At 63.8% G+C, this 14607-nt stretch carries 16 protein-coding genes and 1 pseudogene; 13 read left to right on the forward strand and 4 right to left on the reverse strand.

Annotation, left to right across the window (positions count from 1 at the left end):
• Positions 1-79: 79 nt before the first annotated feature.
• The 13 genes and pseudogenes from LB558_RS13990 (at position 80) to LB558_RS14050 (ending at position 11543) form a co-directional block, all read left to right on the forward strand.
• The gene (locus tag LB558_RS13990; RefSeq protein WP_224698086.1) at positions 80-1027 is read left to right on the forward strand and encodes a carbohydrate ABC transporter permease; all 948 of its coding nucleotides are present in this window, start codon (positions 80-82) and stop codon (positions 1025-1027) included.
• Positions 1024-1974 carry a carbohydrate ABC transporter permease gene (locus LB558_RS13995; protein WP_224698087.1) on the forward strand — a complete coding sequence of 317 codons (951 nt, stop codon included), beginning with the start codon at positions 1024-1026 and terminating at the stop codon, positions 1972-1974. The genes LB558_RS13990 and LB558_RS13995 overlap by 4 nt, the downstream gene beginning before the upstream one ends.
• Complete coding sequence (locus LB558_RS14000; protein WP_224698088.1) at positions 1971-2177, forward strand: hypothetical protein; 207 nt, start codon at positions 1971-1973, stop codon at positions 2175-2177. Before LB558_RS13995 ends, LB558_RS14000 begins: the two co-directional genes overlap by 4 nt.
• Positions 2178-2179: 2 nt before the next feature.
• Positions 2180-3291: pseudogene (locus LB558_RS14005) on the forward strand (ABC transporter ATP-binding protein).
• The gene (locus tag LB558_RS14010; RefSeq protein ID WP_224698089.1) at positions 3284-4297 is read left to right on the forward strand and encodes an ABC transporter ATP-binding protein; all 1014 of its coding nucleotides are present in this window, start codon (positions 3284-3286) and stop codon (positions 4295-4297) included. The pseudogene LB558_RS14005 and the gene LB558_RS14010 overlap by 8 nt, the downstream one beginning before the upstream one ends.
• 55 nt (positions 4298-4352) lie before the next feature.
• Complete coding sequence (locus LB558_RS14015) at positions 4353-5996, forward strand: dihydroxyacetone kinase subunit DhaK (RefSeq protein ID WP_224698090.1); 1644 nt, start codon at positions 4353-4355, stop codon at positions 5994-5996.
• A 71-nt stretch (positions 5997-6067) separates the two neighbouring features.
• A complete protein-coding gene (dhaL, locus tag LB558_RS14020) occupies positions 6068-6670 on the forward strand; it encodes a dihydroxyacetone kinase subunit DhaL (RefSeq protein WP_224698091.1) in 603 nt (200 codons plus the stop codon).
• The gene (gene dhaM, locus LB558_RS14025) at positions 6667-7056 is read left to right on the forward strand and encodes a dihydroxyacetone kinase phosphoryl donor subunit DhaM (RefSeq protein ID WP_013528085.1); all 390 of its coding nucleotides are present in this window, start codon (positions 6667-6669) and stop codon (positions 7054-7056) included. Before dhaL ends, dhaM begins: the two co-directional genes overlap by 4 nt.
• A gap of 22 nt (positions 7057-7078) precedes the next feature.
• Positions 7079-7381 (forward strand): HPr family phosphocarrier protein, encoded by a 303-nt coding sequence (locus LB558_RS14030; protein WP_224698092.1) that lies wholly within the window; start codon positions 7079-7081, stop codon positions 7379-7381.
• Positions 7365-8951 (forward strand): phosphoenolpyruvate--protein phosphotransferase, encoded by a 1587-nt coding sequence (gene ptsP / locus LB558_RS14035; RefSeq protein WP_224698093.1) that lies wholly within the window; start codon positions 7365-7367, stop codon positions 8949-8951. Before LB558_RS14030 ends, ptsP begins: the two co-directional genes overlap by 17 nt.
• 11 nt (positions 8952-8962) lie before the next feature.
• Positions 8963-9385, forward strand: coding sequence for a hypothetical protein (locus LB558_RS14040; protein ID WP_224698094.1), 423 nt, complete (start codon positions 8963-8965; stop codon positions 9383-9385).
• 93 nt (positions 9386-9478) lie between these two features.
• A complete protein-coding gene (gene dhaK, locus LB558_RS14045; protein WP_224698095.1) occupies positions 9479-10465 on the forward strand; it encodes a dihydroxyacetone kinase subunit DhaK in 987 nt (328 codons plus the stop codon).
• 67 nt (positions 10466-10532) lie between these two features.
• Positions 10533-11543, forward strand: a complete 1011-nt coding sequence (locus tag LB558_RS14050) for a nucleotidyltransferase family protein (RefSeq protein ID WP_224698373.1) — start codon at positions 10533-10535, stop codon at positions 11541-11543.
• Positions 11544-11550: 7 nt separating this feature from the next.
• On the opposite strand, the gene LB558_RS14055 is transcribed toward LB558_RS14050, so the two are convergent.
• The 4 genes from LB558_RS14055 to LB558_RS14070 all read right to left on the reverse strand — a co-directional run bounded on the left by LB558_RS14055 (position 11551) and on the right by LB558_RS14070 (position 14518).
• Positions 11551-12528, reverse strand: coding sequence for a serine kinase (locus tag LB558_RS14055; RefSeq protein ID WP_224698096.1), 978 nt, complete (start codon positions 12526-12528; stop codon positions 11551-11553).
• Positions 12525-12959, reverse strand: a complete 435-nt coding sequence (locus tag LB558_RS14060; protein WP_224698097.1) for a lasso peptide biosynthesis B2 protein — start codon at positions 12957-12959, stop codon at positions 12525-12527. The genes LB558_RS14055 and LB558_RS14060 overlap by 4 nt, the downstream gene beginning before the upstream one ends.
• The gene (locus LB558_RS14065) at positions 12959-13243 is read right to left on the reverse strand and encodes a PqqD family protein (protein WP_224698098.1); all 285 of its coding nucleotides are present in this window, start codon (positions 13241-13243) and stop codon (positions 12959-12961) included. Before LB558_RS14065 ends, LB558_RS14060 begins: the two co-directional genes overlap by 1 nt.
• Positions 13244-13687: 444 nt before the next feature.
• Positions 13688-14518: a DUF2259 domain-containing protein gene (locus LB558_RS14070; RefSeq protein WP_224698099.1), complete on the reverse strand. Its 831-nt coding sequence runs from the start codon at positions 14516-14518 to the stop codon at positions 13688-13690.
• Positions 14519-14607: the final 89 nt, after the last annotated feature.

Consider the following 14607-nt stretch of genomic DNA (forward strand, 5'->3'; position numbering starts at 1 on the left):
CCGTGCCGCCCTTGGCACGGGACGCAGTTCAGATAAATTCCATGACAGAGACGACCAAGTGACCGAAGCAGGACTCACCATGCTCAATCGGACCGCGGAGAACGCTGCCCGGGCGACCCCGGAACCGTTGGCCCGCAAAGTCCGGGGCATCAGCGACAAGGGCCTCGCCTGGCTGTTCATCTCGCCGACGATCCTGTTGCTGCTGGCCATCAACATCTTCCCGCTGTTCTGGGCGATCTATCTGTCGTTCACCAACTACCGGGCCAACCGGCCGAACGAGGTGGTGAAGAATCTCGGGCTCGCCAACTACCAGCGCATCCTCGGCGACAAGGATATTTGGATCGCCATGCAGACGACGGCGCATTTCGTGTTCTGGACCATCCTGTTGCAGACGCTGATCGGCTTCACGCTGGCCTGGCTGATCGACCGGAAATTCCGCGGCCACGCCTTCTGGACGACGCTGATCCTGGTGCCCATGATGCTGTCACCGGCGGTGGTCGGTAATTTCTGGCGCTTCCTCTACGAGCCGCAGATCGGCCTGTTCGCCTACGCGATCTCGTTCGTCACGAGGATTCCGCCGACCGATATCCAGATGCTCTCCAACGTGTCGCTGGCGCCGTGGTCGATCATCATCGTCGATACCTGGATGTGGACACCCTACGTGATGCTGATCTGCCTCGCGGGCCTACGCTCCATCCCCGAATACATCTACGAGGCGGCCGAGGTCGACCGCGCCTCCAACTGGCGGCAGTTCTGGTCGATCACGCTGCCGATGGCGCTGCCCTTCATCATGCTGGCGGTGCTGTTTCGCGGCATCGAAAACTTCAAGATGTTCGACATGGTCAATCTGTTGACCGGCGGCGGGCCGGGCTCGACCACCGAGGTCGCCTCGATCACGCTGAAGCGGCAGGCTTTCGAGAGCTGGCGCACCGGCTATTCCTCGGCCTTCGCCATCATCCTGTTCGTCGCGGTGTTCGGTCTGGCCAACATCTACGTCAAGGCGCTCAACAAGGTGAAGCAGAGATGAGCCTGACATCAGCCCATTCCGTCGTCGCACCCTCGACAAATTCCAAGCGCATCGCCGGCACGATCATCGTGCTCTACGCGCTGATCTCGATCGTGCCGCTGCTGTGGATCTTCGCCACCAGCTTCAAGACGCCGCCGGATTCGATCGCCTATCCGCCCAAGATCCTGTTCCAGCCTAGCCTCGAAGGTTACTGCAACCTGTTCACGACGCGGACGCGGCAGACGCCGGACTACATCAACTCGCTGGGACCGGCGACGGGCTTCTGCGACGAGACCACGCGCAAGCGCAACATGGTGATCGCCGGCCCCTCCAACTTCCTGCCGCGCTTTGTCAATTCGCTGATCATCGCCTTCGGTTCGACCTTCTGCGCCGTGTTCCTCGGCACGCTGTCGGCCTATGGTTTCTCGCGCTTCAAGGTGCCGCTCGCCGACGACCTTCTGTTCTTCATCCTGTCGACGCGCTTCATGCCGCCGATCGCCGTCGCCATTCCGATCTACCTGATGTACCGCGAGCTTGGCCTGTCGGACACCGCGCTCGGCATGATCCTGCTTTACACGGCGGTCAACGTGTCGCTGGCGGTGTGGCTGCTGAAAGGTTTCATCGACGAGATCCCGCGCGAATATGAGGAAGCGGCGATGATCGACGGCTATACGCGACTGCAAGCCTTCTGGCGCACCGTGCTGCCGCAGGCGACGACCGGCATCGCCGCGACCGCGATCTTCTGCCTGATCTTCGCCTGGAACGAATATGCCTTCGCCGCGCTGCTTACCTCAGGCACGGCGCAGACCGCGCCGCCCTTCATCCCGACCATCATCGGCGAGGGCGGCCAGGACTGGCCGGCGGTGGCGGCCGGCACGACGATCTTCCTGGTGCCGATCCTGGTTTTCACCATTCTGCTTCGCAAGCAATTGCTGCGCGGCATCACCTTCGGCGCGGTGCGCAAATGAGCATGACCAAGCCTCAGAAACGCAAAACGCGCTGGCCGGTCTGGGCCAGACGCGGGCTGATGGAAAACATCGCCACGGCACTGATCGCCATCGGCTTCCTGATGCTGTTCCAGCCCTTCGCGCTGTCGCTCTACACCTACTCCTTCATCACCATGCTCGCCGGCACGGTGATGTTCATCATCGTCTCCAAGTTCCCGGAATAATCATGGCCGAAATCCGCGTCCAGCACCTGAGAAAGGCCTTCGGCGATTTCGTCGCCGTGCAGGATTCCAACTTCGTCGTCGAGGATGGCGAGTTCTTCGTCATGCTCGGCCCGTCCGGCTGCGGCAAGACGACGACCTTGCGCATGATCGCGGGGCTAGAGCTGCCGACCGGCGGGCAGATCCTGCTCGGCGGCGACAACGTCACCATGCTGCGGGCACGCGAGCGCGACATCGCCTTCGTCTTCCAGCTGTTCGCGCTCTATCCGCACATGAATGTGCGCAAGAACATCGGCTTCCCGCTGCTGGCCCAAGGCATGCCTTCGGCCGAAATCCGCACCCGGGTCGAGGAGACGGCGAAGCTGCTGCGCATCGACCATCTGCTCAACAAATCCGTCTCCGGTCTTGCCGGCGGTGACCGCCAGCGTGTGGCGCTCGGCCGCGCTATCGTGCGGCGGCCAAAATGCTTCCTGATGGACGAGCCGCTGGGGACTCTCGACACCGAATTCCGCGATCTGATGGTCCATGAGTTGCGCGAGCTGCACAACCGCATCCACGCCACGACGGTGTATGTCACGCACGACCAAATGGAAGCGATGTCGATGGCCGACAAGATCGCCGTGATGAACCATGGCGTCATCGAACAGTTCGGAAGCCCACGCGAAATCTACGACCGCCCGGCAACCATGTTCGTCGCCGACTTCATCGGCTCGCCGCCTATGAACTTTTTGGGATTTGGCGGTGGATTGGCGAAGGGCGCCAAGGAGATTGTCGTGCAAGGCGCCAAGGTGGCGGTGCCGGAGGTGCGCGAGGATATCGCACCCAGCGACATGGCCCTTGGCATCCGCCCGGAACACATCCGCTTCGACGATGCCTCAAAACTACGCGGCGCCATTTACGGCACCGAATATCTCGGCACCACGCAGATCGTCGCGGTGGAGACGGCGGACGGCATCGTCAAGGCACGCGTCCCGGCCGAAATCCGACTGTCCACCGGCGACCATGTCGGCCTGACGCTGAGCAGCGCACGGCTGTCGCTGTTCGAGAGGAATCCGGCCGCGCGGTGAGAACCGCGATCCACGATGTGGCCTCGGAGCGGAGGGCCCAGCATGGCTGAGGTGCACATCAAGAACGTGACCAAGAATTTTGGCGACCATGTCGCCGTCGACGGCCTCGACCTGCACATAGCGGATGGTGAATTCGTCGTCCTGCTCGGGCCAACGGGGGCCGGCAAGACGACGACGCTACGCCTGATTGCCGGGTTGGAACGGCCGGATTCCGGCACGATCGAAATTGGCGGCCACAATGCCACGACCCTGTCGCCGGCCGAGCGCGACACCGCCTTCGTGTTCCAGCAATATTCGCTCTATCCGCATCTGTCGGTGTTCGACAATCTCGCCTTCCCACTGCGCTCGCCAGCGCGGAAAATGCCGGAAGACCAGATCCGCCGCCGGGTCGAGGAGGTGGCGAAGATGGTGCGCATCCATCACAAGCTCGCCAACCGCTCGACCAAGCTTTCGGGCGGCGAAATGCAGCGCGTCGCCATCGGCCGCGCGCTGGTGCGCAAACCCTCGATCTATCTGATGGACGAGCCGCTGTCGTCGCTCGATGCCAAGCTGCGCGGGGATCTCAGGCTTGAGCTGAAGCGCATCCAGACCGAGCTCGGTGCCACCATGCTCTACGTCACGCATGACCAGATCGAGGCGATGACCATGGCAGACCGCATCGGCATCCTCACTGAGGGCGTGCTGGTGCAGATCGGCTCGCCGCGCACCATCTATTCCGAGCCGGCAAACCTGCATGTCGCGGCAAGGCTCGGCCAACCGGCGATCAATCTTCTGCCAACCGGACTGCTGCCTGACGGCGGCGCACCGGCTGGCACCAAGACGATCGGCGCGCGCACCGAGCACCTGACGATCGCGAAGGCCGCGAACGGTCACGCCGACGGCGTTGTCGACTGGGTCGAGCATCTCGGCGACCAGAACCACCTGCATGTCACGGTGGGGGCCAAGAAACTGGTGACGCTGACCGATCCCGACACGGATCTGGCGCAGGGGGACAAAGTGGTGATCCGCTACCGGGCGCCGCTGTATTTCGGCGCCGACGGACAGCGATTGATGTGAGCGGTTTTCGGTGATTCAGCACCGGTTTTGACTTTGCCAGTACGGGACGAATTCGATGAAGCACTTTTTCAATCGCAGGGAAACGATCGTCACCGAGGCGCTGGATGGCCTGCTACGAACCATTGGCTCCGGCGATCTCGCGCGCCTCGACGGCTATCCCGAGATCAAGGTCGTCCTGCGCACCGACTGGGACAAGACGAAGGTCAGCGTCGTCTCCGGCGGCGGCGCCGGGCACGAACCATCGCATGCCGGCTTCGTCGGCAAAGGCATGCTGACGGCAGCGGTCTCGGGCGAGATCTTTGCCTCGCCAAGCGTCGAAGCCGTGCTGGCCGCCATTCGCGCGGTGACCGGCCCGGCCGGCTGCCTGCTCATTGTCAAGAACTACACCGGCGACCGCCTCAATTTCGGCCTGGCGGCCGAAAAAGCGCGCGCCGAAGGGTTTCGCGTCGAGATGGTGATCGTCGCCGACGATATAGCACTCCCCGATATTGCCCAGCCGCGCGGCGTTGCCGGCACCTTGTTCGTGCACAAGATCGCTGGCCATCTGTCGGAGGGCGGCCATGATCTGGCGTCCATTGCAGCCGCCGCTCGCGCGGCGGCGAAGGACATCGTTTCCCTCGGCATGTCGCTGTCGTCCTGCTCTATCCCCGGCCTGCCGCATGAAGACAGGTTTGGCGAAAACGATGGAGAGCTTGGCCTCGGTATCCATGGCGAGCCGGGCGTCGAGCGGATTGCGGTGCAGAGCGCCGACAGGCTGGTGGCGATCATGGCGGAGCGCCTCGCGGCACGGCTCGATCCCAAGGCCATCTACGCCTTGCTGATCAACAATCTCGGTTCCGTGCCGCCGCTCGAAATGTCTGTTATCGCCAACGCGGTGCTTGCCTCGCCGCTGGCCAAAACCATCAAGCTGACGATCGGCCCGGGCCCGCTGATGACGGCGCTCAACATGAACGGCTTCTCGCTGTCGCTGATCCGGCTCGACGCCGCGCGCGAGACAGCCCTGCTGGCGCCGGTCGGCCCGCACGCCTGGATGCCGGCAAAGCCCGTTGTGCCGCCTGCCGTCGTGCCGATGGTGAAAGCGGCCGGACAGAGCGCGGCACGCAAGCCCAGCCAGAATGCGCGGACCCGGTCTCTTCTCGTTACCGCCTGCGAAAGGCTGATCGCGCTGGAAGCCACTTTGAACGGACTGGATGCCAAAGCGGGCGACGGCGACACCGGCTCGACGGTGGCGGCCGGCGCGCGCAGTGTTCTCGAGCGGCTTGAAACACTGCCGCTTGCGGAACCCGCGGCGACGCTGGGCGCAATAGGCGACATTCTGAGCGCGTCGATGGGCGGCTCCAGCGGCGTGCTGCTGTCGATCTTCTTCACCGCGGCGGCGCAGGCTTTGGATAGCGGCGCGAGCCTGGCCAAGGCGCTGCTTGCCGGCCTTGAGCGGATGACTTTCTATGGCGGCGCAAGGATGGGCGACCGCACCATGGTCGATGCCCTAGAACCGGCCCTGAAAGCGCTCGAAGCCAGCGGCCTGGAGGAAGCGGCGGCGGCGGCTCGGCATGGTGCCGAGGCCACCTCCGCCATGGACAGAGCGAAAGCTGGGCGGTCCGCCTATGTCGGCAGCAAGCTGCAAGGTGTGACCGACCCCGGCGCCTATGCGGTGGCCGAGGTTTTCGCGGCGGCCGCCGCACTGCATGAAGCAGCTTGACGTATGCTCCAGTTGTCGAATGACCGTTCTTTCGATACTGCCGGCAAGATGGAAACCGGAATGCGGGTGACATGGCGGCGTTGAACCTTGCTGGGCTGATTACGGCCGCTGCGGATGCGATCGCCGCCCACGCCGAGGAATTGACCGCGCTCGACCAGGCGATCGGCGATGGCGACCACGGGCTGAACATGAAGCGCGGCTTCGAGGCGGTGCGCGCCGAAGCCGAGGCGTTTTCGGCCAAGCCGCTGCCCGATGCCCTGAAGGCTATCGGTACCAAGCTGGTGATGACGGTCGGCGGCGCCTCCGGCCCGCTGCTCGGCACCCTGTTCCTGGCGCTCGGCAAGGAGATTTCAGCGGCGCCCGATCGTGCCAATCTGACCAGGGCTTTCGGCAAGGCGTTCGAAGCGGTGGCAGCGCGTGGCAAATCGCAGGTCGGGCAGAAGACAATGCTCGACGTGCTGCAGCCGGTGCATGACGCGTTGCTGCAGGGAAAGACGGCGCCGGCAATCGCCGACATCGCCGACGCGGCCGCCGAGGTGACAATACCGATGAAGGCCCAGCGTGGCCGTGCGTCGTTCCTCGGCGACCGTTCGATCGGCCACATGGATGCCGGCGCACGTTCGACCGCGCTTCTGGTGCGCACGATCGTCGAAACGCTGGAAGGTCAGCCATGAGCAATGTCGGCATCGTCATCGTTTCGCATTCGCCGCTGGTCGCCGAGGGCACAGCCGACATGGTGCGGCAGATGGTGGGCGACGAAGTGCCGCTTGCATGGTGCGGCGGAAACGGCCATGGCGGGCTCGGCACCAATGTCGAGGCGATCATGGGCGCCATCGACAAGGCCTGGTCGGAGGCCGGTGTCGCCATACTGGTAGACCTCGGCGGTGCCGAGACCAACTCAGAAATGGCGGTGGAGATGATCGGCGAGCCACGGTCGCACAAGATCATCGTCTGCAACGCGCCGATCGTCGAAGGCGCGGTGATGGCCGCAACCGAGGCCTCCGGCGGCGCCTCACTGCGGGAAGTGGTGGCGACGGCGCATGAATTGTCGCCGTCGTGAGTGAACGGGAATTTTGAAAGACATGTCCGCATCCGCCGAAGCGACCGTTGTGATCAACCACGAGGTGGGTCTGCACGCGCGTCCTTCGGTGAAGTTCACCAAGCTGGCCAAGACGTTTGCCGCCGAGGTGGAAATCGCGCTTGCCGCCAACGGACCATGGTTCGATGCCAAGAGCATCGTCAAGGTGATGGCGGCCAAGGCGCCGAAAGGTACCGTGCTGCACATCAGGGCCAGCGGTGACGGCGCCAATGATGCCGTCGACGCGCTGGTCGAACTGGTGCGCCGCGATTTCGACGAAGGCACGGACCATGTCCGAACCGCTTAGGCTGCAAGGCATTTCGGCCTCGGCCGGCTATGCCGAGGGGCCACTGTTCGACCTCGACCAGACTGTCGTATCCTATGTCGGCAAAGAAACAGCCGACGACGAGAAGGCCGCGCTCGAAACCGCAATCGCCGTCGCGACAGGCCGTCTCACCGCATTGCTCGAGATGGCCGAGGGCGATGCCGCCGACATTCTCGAGTTCCAGATCGCCATGCTGAGGGATGATGCGTTGAGCAGCCCGGCCTTTGCCGCGATCCGCACCGGCCTGCCAGCCGACAAAGCATGGCGGCAAGCGCTTGATACTGAGGCTGCCGGCTACGATGCTTCAGACCAGGATTATTTCCGCGCGCGTGCCGCCGACATCCGCGACATCCGGGATCAGGTGCTGCGCGCGCTGTCCGAGGATGGCGACGTCCAGGCACCAGCCGGTGCCATCCTCTATGGCGAGGACATCGCGCCGACGCGTTTTCTCGAAACCGACTGGAGCCGCGGCGGCGGCATCGCTCTGAGGGCGGGCAGCACCGCCAGCCATGCTGCCATGCTGGCGCGCTCGCGCGGCGTACCTATGATCGTCGGTCTCGGTGGTTCCCCGGCTCATCTTGCCGGCACCGCGCTGCTCGACGCCGAAACTGGCGGCATCGTGCTGTCACCCTCCAAGACTGAAATCGCTGCCTTTCGCCAATCCTCCTCATCATTCCGGGCGCGCCGCGATCGGGCCGGGACGTTCCTGGGGCGACCGGCGGTGACCAAGGCCGGCACGGCGGTGCGGATGCAGGTCAACATCGCCGACCCGTCCGAGGTCGACGGTATCGATATCGCCACCTGCGACGGGGTCGGGCTGATGCGCACCGAATTCCTATTCGGCAAGACGCTCCCGGATGAGGAGACGCAGTATCGCGCCTATCGCAAGGTGCTGGAGTGGGCCGGCGACAAGCCGGTGACGATCCGAACCGTTGACGCCGGCGGCGACAAGCCGGTGTCCGGCTTTACGGTCGAGGAGAGCAATCCGTTCCTCGGCCTGCGCGGAATCAGGCTGTCGCTGGCAAGACCGGAGGTGTTTCGTGTACAGATCCGGGCGCTGTTGCGCGCCGCTGTCCATGGCAGTCTGAAGGTGATGTTCCCGATGATCGCCATTGTGGAGGAATACCGACAGGCAGCGGCGATGTTCGCCGAGGAGCAGGCGGTGCTTGCCACGCGCGGCATCGTTCACAAGATGCCGCCGCTAGGCATCATGGTCGAAGTGCCCTCGGTGGCGATCGTACCGGAAGCCTTTGCCGAGGCCGCTTTCTTCTCGATCGGCTCCAACGACCTCACCCAGTATGTCATGGCGGCCGCCCGTGATAACGCTGCCGTGGCACATCTCAATTCGGTCCGTCATCCGGCCGTGCTGCGGCTGATCGCGGCTGTGACCGCGTTTGGCCAGCGGGAAAAAATCCCGGTCAGCCTGTGCGGCGATGCCGGCGGCGATCCAGCCTCGATCCCGTCATTGCTCGAGGTCGGCCTGCGCGATCTTTCCGTCGCGCCGGCGCAACTCGCCATGGCCAAGGCGGCCATCGCGGACGTTTCTGTCTAGGCGCGGCCGGCATGGTCGACATCAAACCCGAACCCGGTTCCGAAGAGGCGATCCGCGCCTACAAGACGATCCTGTCGCACGTCATCGATCAGCGGCCGTCCGGCATGCGCCAGCGCCTCGCCGATGCGCTCGGCAAACACCGCAGCTTCGTCACGCAGATCTCCAGCCCCGCCTATTCGATCCCGATTCCGTCAAAACATTTGCCAGCTATCTTTTCCGTCTGCCATTTCAGCCCGGCCGAGCGCGACCAGTTTCTCGCCGCCTATCACCAAGCGCATCCAGGCAAGATGTCGGTCGCGGCAGGCATGCGCAAGACCCGGCATGTCTCGTTGATCGTGCCAGATTTCGGCGACGACAAGCAGAATGCCGCACTCGACAGAGCGGTGAACGATTTTATCCAGAAGATCACCAGCATCACCGGCAAGGGTAGCTGATCGAACTCTTTGTTTTACGCAATTCCGGACGGAAAACCGCGACACACTTTTCCTGGAATTGCTTTGGAAGGCCTATTTCGGGAGGAGACGACCGTGAAGAAATTCATGAACTCGGTGGACACGGTGCTGACCGAGAGCCTCGACGGTTTCGTGGCCGCCCATGCCGACATCCTGGTGCTTGGCGACGAGCACAAATTCATCCGCCGCAAGACCTTGCGGCCGGGCAAGGTGGCGCTGATTTCCGGCGGCGGCTCCGGCCACGAGCCGATGCATGGCGGCTTTGTCGGCCACGGCATGCTGGACGCCGCCTGCCCCGGCCAGGTGTTCACCTCGCCGACGCCGGACCAGATGCTGGCGGCGGCGGAAGCCGTCGACACCGGCGCCGGCTGTCTGTTCATCGTCAAGAACTATGAGGGCGACGTGATGAACTTCGACATGGCGGCCGAGATGTCGGAAGGCGTCCAGCAGATCGTGACCAATGACGATGTCGCCGTCGAGAATTCTTCCTATACGACGGGCCGGCGTGGCGTCGCCGGAACGCTGGTGGTGGAAAAGATCGTCGGCGCGGCGGCTGAACACGGCTTGGCGCTGGCGCCGTTGAAGGCGCTGGGCGACCGCGTCAACACGGCCACCCGCTCGATGGGCGTGGCGCTGACCAGTTGCACCGTCCCAGCGGCGGGCAGGCCGACTTTCGACATCGGCGATGGCGAGATGGAGTTCGGCGTCGGCATCCATGGCGAGCCCGGCCGCCGGCGCGATAAATTGAAAAGCGCCGATGCGATCGCGCAAGAAATCTGTGCCGCGATCCTGGGCGATCTCGGCGACCGGGCGAAGGGTCCGGCGCTGCTGTTCGTCAACGGCTTCGGCGGCACGCCGCTGATGGAACTCTATCTGATGTACAACAGCGCGCGCGCGATTTTCGAGAAGCATGGCGTGACGGTGACCCGTTCACTGGTCGGCTCCTACGTCACCTCGCTCGACATGGCGGGATGCTCGATCACGCTGACCATCCTCGATGACGAGACGACCACATTCTGGGATGCGCCGGTACACACTGCGGCGTTGCGCCGTGGCATGTAAAAGCTGGCTTACATCAGGCTTTTCTGCAACCATTCCTGACAATCCTATCCGAAACCTTGTCCGGTTGATGCTGCCATCTCTCACTGCCGCCGAAGAAAGACTCTTGCTGCGCTTCGCTGACCCCGAGGCGGCGGCAGGCGGCGAAGATTTGTCGGCAAAGACGCTGACGGCGCTGCTCGACAATGCCGAGTTCCACGGCGTGCTGCCGATCATGTTGCGCAAGCTCAGCGGGCAGCTGCCAGCGGATGCGGACCTGCACGGCAAGCTGGAAAATCTGCGCCAGAAGGCAACGATCGCCACCGGCCAGTCGATGCTGTTGAAGTATCATGGCGACCGCATCATGAAGGGACTGGCGGCGGACAATATTCCGGCGCGGATCGTCAAGGGACCCGTCTTCGCGCGAAAGCTCTACCGCAACGTCGCCGACAGGCCGTTCACCGACATCGACATCCTGGTCGAACCCGCCAACCTGGCGCGGGCAAACCAGGTGATCGCGGCATGCGGCTTCGAGCTTGGCAGCAACGAGGCCGAATCCTACGAACTGCAGGAATTCAAATGGCTCGAAAAGGAGAATTCCAGCCTGCTGGTCGAACTGCATGGCGACCTCGTGCATGATACCGGTATGCGGCGACGCCTGTCGCTGGGTTTCCCTGAATTGCGCACCATCGACGGCGAAGCGGCGGACACGCCGGCGGCCCTTCTGACGATTGCCATCGTGCACGCCGCCGGCGGCCACAAATTCCACCGGCTGCAGCTTTGCGTCGACGTGCTGCAAGGCGTGCGGGCGCTGCAATCACCCGAAGCAGAAGCACGCCTCTTCGATGCCGCCCGCATGACCGGTATCGAGCTCGAACTGGCTGTTGTGCTCGATGTGACTGGCCAGCTGTTCGAGGAGAGCCGCGCGCTTGAGCTCGCCGGCCGCATCAAGCCCGATCTCTCCATACGGCTGGCCAGGCGGTTGATCACCACGAATACGCTGCTTGGCGTCAATTCCAGGGACAGACTGGGCTCGCGCCTGCGTCGCGACGCCTTCCGGTGGATCCAGAGATTGGCCAAGGCCAGGCCGCAAGTAGCCTGACTTGACGTCAGTCCAGGGTGGCGCTGATCAGCGCCGCGGCGTCAGCCGGGCGCGCGCCCACTTCGAGCTGAAAGGTCGGCACCGAATTGACCAGCCCGGCGATGGTCGCCAGCCGGCGTTTCTGCATTGGCAGCAGCCCCGTCATGCTGGTGCGGACATTGTCCACTGCCAGCGCCACCATCGCGTCGGTCCTGGCCATGGCGACGAGCCGGGTCTGATGGTCGGCGGAACGCGCCAGGTGCAGAAGGGCCGCCACCGGCCGGGCGGATGCGTTTTCCACCCGCACGATCCCCGCCAGCCTTTCAAGCGAGACGGGCTGTTCGCTGTTGCGATCCCACGTCTGGCCAAGGCATGGCGCCACCTGCGGGATCATTTCGGCAGTCTTCTGGTGGATTTTGACGGCCCGCGGCAAGCCCCAGGCGGCGACTTTGCCCGAAGCGACATTCAGGATCATGGCGTCGTCGGAGCAGAGGCCAAAGCTCTGAGTTGCCAGCGCCAGCGACGTCGTGGTCTTGCCGGTTCCGCTCGGGGCATGGATCAGGACGACCGCATCGCGGTCAGGCAGGGTCAGCCCGGCCGTGTGCAGCATATGCTGGCCACCGGCGTCGAGTGCGGCGTCCAGGACCAGCATCGACGGCGTCCAGGCGGCTTTCGAACCGGTGCGAATCCGGAGTTCGGCCCAACCCGCCCCGCCATTGATCGCAACGGTTTGGCGCCCGGGAAAGACGAGATGGACAATGCCGCCATCCTCGATCATCCGGCAGGGACCGTCCTCCGGCACCTCGCCATCGAAGACGAGCGATCCATTGGGTGTCTCGTTCAGCGTGTCTGTCTCGGCGATATCGAGGCGAAAGTCCGGCTCGACGGGTTCCGCTATACGCAGGCTGCCCAGCATCCGGTCGAAATCCTGCCCCAGCTCGGGGCGCTCGGCCGATATGCCAAGGATCAGGCCGTTGAGGCCATAGCAGGCTGAAGGTCTGGTCAAGCGGGACGCGCCTTTACGGCATCGGCATGATGACGATAGATCTCGACCATGCCGGGAAGCTTGTCGCTGACCACCGGCTTGCCATCGAGGCAGATCCAGCAATGCGCCGACAGACGCTGCGCTTGCATCGATTGCGGATCGACGCCGAAGCGCAGGTCCGGATCGAAGCCGGCCAGCCGCAGGAAACAATGACCGAGCAGACCCTCCCTCAGGCACCTGCGGTCACGCATCAGCCAGGGGTGGCGGACTGTGCGGTTGACGCTTGCGACGATGTAGGCGGACGGCAGACCGCGATAGGGCGTCGACGAGGCGAGCGGCGCCCATTTGAGCACCTCCTCGAAGCTCCGGTTGGTGACGAGGACCGGCATCAGCCGCGCGCTTGCCCAGAGATGGCAGCGAAACAGAGCGCGCAGGAGCGGGCCGTCAGCCATCAAGCACCTGGCGCGGCGAGGATACCTTCCGAGATCAGATCCGTGGCCAATGCCGCCATGTCCTGATCGAGCGTCCCCTTGTCGACCTCGAACTCCTCGCAAAGCAGGTCGACGATCTGGTCGAGGTTGCGCGCGCCGTCCACCTTGTCGAGAAAGGCTTCGGTCGTGCCGTTGCATGTATAAAGCTGGCCGCTGCGCGCCAAAAGCACGACTGCGCCATCGCCCACATGCTGCACGGAGGCATCCTCGGCCATCCGCAGAACGGTTCCAGAGACTATTTCCACCGCGCCCCCTCCAAGCCATTCTCATCCCGGAATCAGATAGCGCGGAGGTGGCGCGCTGTCTATCAGCCGATCATGGGAGCCCGTTCGCGGGACCAATGGCTTTGCTGACAGATTCTCCGCGCCAGTCGCGTTAAAACCTGCTCGGTTGCGCCTTCCCGGCCGCATTCGTTCCAGAAATAGTCATCGATGAAACGTGACAAGCAGCGGGCCTGCCGGCAGCGGACGTTGCATTTCTTCCCCTAAGTAAGGTAAAGCCTGTCCGGGTATTGGGGAGATAGCGTATGCGTTACAATTGGGAGCGAGCTCCGACGAGCTTCGAACGTCACAGAAAAGCGCTGGCTACAGCCATTTTGATCGCTGGCGGCATTGGCCTCATGCTTGTGGCCCTGCCGATCTAGAAACAACCTTCAGACAGAGCGGCTGCCGGCGCTTGGGCGTGACCTCTCAGCGCGGCTGCCCGGTCACCGCAAGGAAGCGGCGATCACGCCCCTCGAAACCCTGGCTGAAACGCTGCACCAGCACGACAATCACCGGCGACCTGCCGACCGGGGTGAGTTCGTAGGATTCCGACAGGCTGTAGGAGGTCGGGCAGTTTCTTGAGCCCGGCACCGCCTTGTCCTCATGCAGGATCTTGAACGGCTTGCCATCCTGCCTTTGCAGCGTCAGCCGGAAGCCGAGCGCCTTGCCTGCCTTTTCACCTGGAACTAGCTGGTCGCCCTGCTGCGCCGCACCGAAACTTGCCGAACAATCGGTCGCGCTGGCCGCCAGGATTTCGTCGAGCTGGATGGTCGAAATGCCTGCTTCGCCATGGAGCGGCGCCAGCCGTTTCTGCGACACCTGTTCGAGGCGGGAGATGTCGTTGTAGGCAACCATTTCGCCCGGGAAGGTGAACTTGTCGGAAGCCGCCTGCTCGGCCGGGGATGTGATGGCATATTGGGCGAGAATGGGCGCCGCCTGCGCGGCGGCCTGCGCCCTCGCCTGCTCCAGCGTCAGTGTCGCCTCCTCCGTCTCGTCGACGACGAGGATCGGCTTACCGCCAACGAACTGATCCGTACGGGTATCGATGATGTCGATCTGCGACCAGCCGGAGTCCGAGACGCCAGCGTCGAGCGTTCCATATTGCTCGAAGGCGAAATAACCGCCATCCGGCGAAAAGCCGATGATGTGCCGTGCCGCGGCATCGCCGGCTTCAGCGGTTCCGGTGGACATAGCAAGTGCGGCGCCCATGACCGATGATAGCGAAAAGCGCCCGATGATCCGCACAGCAGCAGACATCACCACCCCAGTCCTGTCTCGCGGTTCATAGCTGCTTGCCCCCAAGGCGCCAGGTCGATCCCGTCGCCAACAATGGCGTGGATTTGCGG

The organism is Mesorhizobium sp. CO1-1-8 (assembly GCF_020164875.1).
In the GTDB taxonomy this organism is placed as follows: domain Bacteria; phylum Pseudomonadota; class Alphaproteobacteria; order Rhizobiales; family Rhizobiaceae; genus Mesorhizobium.

Excerpts from the sequence above, each read along its gene's own strand:
- dhaL (WP_224698091.1), top strand. The coding sequence starts at position 6,068 with ATGGCGGCGTTGAACCTTGCTGGGCTGATTACGGCCGCTGCGGATGCG.
- LB558_RS14040 (WP_224698094.1), top strand. The coding sequence starts at position 8,963 with ATGGTCGACATCAAACCCGAACCCGGTTCCGAAGAGGCGATCCGCGCC.
- ptsP (WP_224698093.1), top strand. The coding sequence starts at position 7,365 with ATGTCCGAACCGCTTAGGCTGCAAGGCATTTCGGCCTCGGCCGGCTAT.
- LB558_RS14070 (WP_224698099.1), bottom strand. The coding sequence starts at position 14,518 with ATGTCTGCTGCTGTGCGGATCATCGGGCGCTTTTCGCTATCATCGGTC.
- LB558_RS13990 (WP_224698086.1), top strand. The coding sequence starts at position 80 with ATGCTCAATCGGACCGCGGAGAACGCTGCCCGGGCGACCCCGGAACCG.
- LB558_RS14000 (WP_224698088.1), top strand. The coding sequence starts at position 1,971 with ATGAGCATGACCAAGCCTCAGAAACGCAAAACGCGCTGGCCGGTCTGG.
- LB558_RS14060 (WP_224698097.1), bottom strand. The coding sequence starts at position 12,959 with ATGGCTGACGGCCCGCTCCTGCGCGCTCTGTTTCGCTGCCATCTCTGG.
- LB558_RS14015 (WP_224698090.1), top strand. The coding sequence starts at position 4,353 with ATGAAGCACTTTTTCAATCGCAGGGAAACGATCGTCACCGAGGCGCTG.
- dhaM (WP_013528085.1), top strand. The coding sequence starts at position 6,667 with ATGAGCAATGTCGGCATCGTCATCGTTTCGCATTCGCCGCTGGTCGCC.
- LB558_RS13995 (WP_224698087.1), top strand. The coding sequence starts at position 1,024 with ATGAGCCTGACATCAGCCCATTCCGTCGTCGCACCCTCGACAAATTCC.
- LB558_RS14050 (WP_224698373.1), top strand. The coding sequence starts at position 10,533 with ATGCTGCCATCTCTCACTGCCGCCGAAGAAAGACTCTTGCTGCGCTTC.
- LB558_RS14010 (WP_224698089.1), top strand. The coding sequence starts at position 3,284 with ATGGCTGAGGTGCACATCAAGAACGTGACCAAGAATTTTGGCGACCAT.
- LB558_RS14030 (WP_224698092.1), top strand. The coding sequence starts at position 7,079 with ATGTCCGCATCCGCCGAAGCGACCGTTGTGATCAACCACGAGGTGGGT.